General features: G+C 70.6%; 2 protein-coding genes. Both read right to left on the bottom strand.

From position 1 onward, the window contains the following. Positions 1-137: 137 nt before the first annotated feature. Entirely contained in the window at positions 138-2,084 is a 1,947-nt protein-coding gene (locus FNH04_RS43685; protein WP_152791788.1) for a molybdopterin oxidoreductase family protein, read from the bottom strand. Then, on the bottom strand, positions 2,081-3,052 hold the full coding sequence (locus FNH04_RS43680) for a 2-dehydropantoate 2-reductase (RefSeq protein ID WP_152791787.1): 972 nt from the start codon (positions 3,050-3,052) through the stop codon (positions 2,081-2,083). Before FNH04_RS43680 ends, FNH04_RS43685 begins: the two co-directional genes overlap by 4 nt. Between the last annotated feature and the right edge of the window lie 115 nt (positions 3,053-3,167).

Genomic DNA, 3,167 nt, shown 5'->3' with positions numbered 1-3,167 from the left:
CCGCAGGTCGGCGGCGACCGTCTCGTCGCGGGCGGCGCCCTCCCAGGAGGACTCGGGCGGGCCGAGCAGCGCGTCGACCGCCGCCCGTTCGTCGTCCGTCGGCTCGCTGTCACCGAAGTGCAGGTCCATGTCCTGTCTCAGCTCCTCACGGCCGTGACGGGCAGCTTCTCGATCCGGATCGCCGACGCCTTGAACTCCGCCGTGCCCGCGATCGGGCAGTTCGCCTCGATCGTGAGCCGGTTGGTGTCCACCTCGTCGGGAAAGTGCATGGTCATGAAGGCCAGCCCGGGGCGGAGCGCGGTGTCGACCCACACCGGGGCCACCACCGAGCCGCGCCGCGAGGACACCCGGACCTCCTCGCCGACCGCGACCCCGTAGCGCTCCGCGTCCTCCGGGCACAGCTCCACGTACTCACCGCGCCGCAGCGGCGAGGCGAAACCACCGCTCTGCACACCCGTGTTGTACGAGTCGAGCCGCCGCCCGGTGGTCAGCCGGATCGGGAACTCCTCGTCCGTCAGGTCCACCGGCGGATCGTGCCGCACGAGTCCGAAGGGAGCCGGCCGGCCCCGCCGCCCGGGATCCGGGTCCCACAACCGGCCGTGCAGATAGGTCGGTTCGAGCCGTCCCGTGTCCGGGCAGGGCCACTGGATGCCCTGGTGCTCCTCCAGACGTTCGTACGTCATCCCGTAGTGGTCCGGCGACACCGACCGCAGCTCGTTCCAGACGGCCTCCGCGTCCGCGTACTTCCACTCGTGCCCGAGCCGGGCGGCGAGCTCGCAGATGATCTCGATGTCCTCGCGGGCCTCGCCGGGAGGCGTGACGGCCCGGCGCACACGCTGGACGCGCCGCTCGCTGTTGGTCGTCGTACCGTCCGTCTCGGCCCAGCCCGCGGTCGCGGGCAGGACCACGTCCGCCAGCTGGGCCGTCTTCGTCAGGAAGATGTCCTGGACCACGAGGAAGTCCAGCTGACGCAGACGCCGTACGGCCTGCTCGCTGTCCGCCTCCGACTGCGCCGGGTTCTCCCCGACGCAGTAGACGGCACGGAGCGTGCCCTCCTCCATGGCCTCGAACATCTCCGTCAGGTTCAGCCCGTAACGCGGCTGGATGACGGTGTCCCACGCCGACTCGAACTTCAGGCGCGCCTCCGGGTCGAGGATGTCCTGGAAGCCGGGCAGCCGGTTCGGGATGGCGCCCATGTCGCCGCCGCCCTGCACGTTGTTCTGCCCGCGCAGGGGTTGCAGCCCCGCGCCGTACCGGCCCACGTGCCCGGTCAGCAGGGAGAGGTTGATGAGCGCCCGTACGTTGTCCGTGCCGTTGTGGTGCTCGGTGATGCCCAGCGTCCAGCACAACTGGGCGCGCTCGGCACGGGCGTACGCGTGCGCCAGGTCCCGGATCGCGGCGGCCGGCACACCCGTGACCTTCTCGGCGAGCGACAGCGTCCAGGGTTCGACGAGCTCCCTGTACTCCTCGAAGCCCGACGTCGCGCGCTCGATGAACGCCGTGTTCGCCAGGCCCGCGTGGATGATCTCGCGCCCGATCGCGTGGGCCATCGGGATGTCCGTGCCGACGTTCAGCCCGAGCCAGCTCTCCGCCCACTCGGCGGTGGACGTACGACGCGGGTCGACGGCGTACATCCGGGCGCCGTTCCTGATCCCCCTCAGCACGTGCTGGAAGAAGATCGGGTGCGCGAAGCGGGCGTTGGAGCCCCACATCACGATCAGGTCGGTGTGCTCGACCTCCTCGTACGACGACGTCCCGCCGCCGGAGCCGAAGGCGGCCGACAGGCCCGCGACGCTCGGGGCGTGGCAGGTGCGGTTGCAGGAGTCGACGTTGTTCGTGCCCATCACCACGCGGGCGAACTTCTGCGCCACGTAGTTCATCTCGTTGGTCGCGCGGGCGCACGAGAACATGCCGAACGCGCCGCGTGCCGCGCCGAGGCCACGGGCGGCCCGGTCCAGGGCCTCGTCCCAACTCGCCCTGCGGAAGGGCTCGTCGCGCGAGTCCCGGACAAGCGGATGGGTGAGCCGGGTGTAGGTCCTGGGGGTCCGGTCGCGTTTCCTGGTACGGCGTTCTTCAGTGTTCATGCGGCGCTCCTCAGCGCGAGCAGGTCCGAGAGGGCGTGGACGGTGCGCAGTGTGGGCACCTCGACGCCGGTGATCTCCGCCAACTCGACGACGGCCGCGAGCAGGACGTCGAGTTCGAGCGGTTTGCCGCGCTCCAGGTCCTGGAGCGTGGAGGTGCGGTGGTCGCCGACCCGCTCGGCGCCCGCGAGTCGCCGCTCGATGGAGACGCCCACCTCGCAGCCCAGCGCCTCGGCGACGGCGAGCGTCTCGCTCATCATGATCTGGATGACCCTGCGGGTGCCGCCGTGCAGGCACATCTGCCGCATGGTGGCGCGGGCCAGGGCGCTGATCGGGTTGAACGAGATGTTGCCGAGCAGCTTGAGCCAGATGTCGTTGCGCAGGTCGGGCTCCACCGGGCACTTCAGTCCGCCCGCCGTCATGGCCTCGCTCAGCGCCAGGCAGCGCGCCGAGACTGTGCGGTCGGGCTCGCCGACGGAGAACCGGGTGCCTTCGAGGTGCCGTACGACTCCCGGCCGGGCGAGCTCCGTCGCCACGTAGACGACACATCCGATGGCCCGTTCGGGCGCGAGCACCGCACTGACCGCGCCATCCGGGTCCACGCTCTCGACACGGTGGCCGTCGTGGGGTCCGCCGTGCCGGTGGAAGTACCACCAGGGAATGCCGTTCTGGGCGGCGACGATCGCCGTCGTGTCATGGAGGAGCGGCTCGATCAGCGGCCCGCACGCCGCGTACGAGTTGGCCTTCAGGCCCAGGAGGACGAAGTCGACCGGGCCGATCGCGGCCGGGTCGTCGGTGGCGTGGGCGCGCGCGGTGAAGTCGCCGCGCGGGCTGAGCACCCGCACTCCGTGCTGCCTCATGGCCGCCAGATGCGGTCCACGGGCGATGAGGTGCACATCGGCGCCCGCGCGGTGCAGGGCGGCGCCGACGTAGGCGCCGATGGCCCCGGCGCCGAGAACTGCGACTTTCATACGAGGGAGCTCCGTTCGGTCGAGGGATACCGAGGAACTGCCGAAACTCTGTCGACGAAATATTGTCTACAGTATGGAAGTTGGACCAGCAAGGCTTCGCGCACGACCCGGGACA

The sequence above is a fragment of the Streptomyces phyllanthi genome (assembly GCF_009377205.1).
Classification (GTDB): domain Bacteria; phylum Actinomycetota; class Actinomycetes; order Streptomycetales; family Streptomycetaceae; genus Streptomyces; species Streptomyces phyllanthi.
Note: the sequence above shows the minus strand (reverse complement) of the source record. Positions and strands in the feature narration are given on the sequence as shown.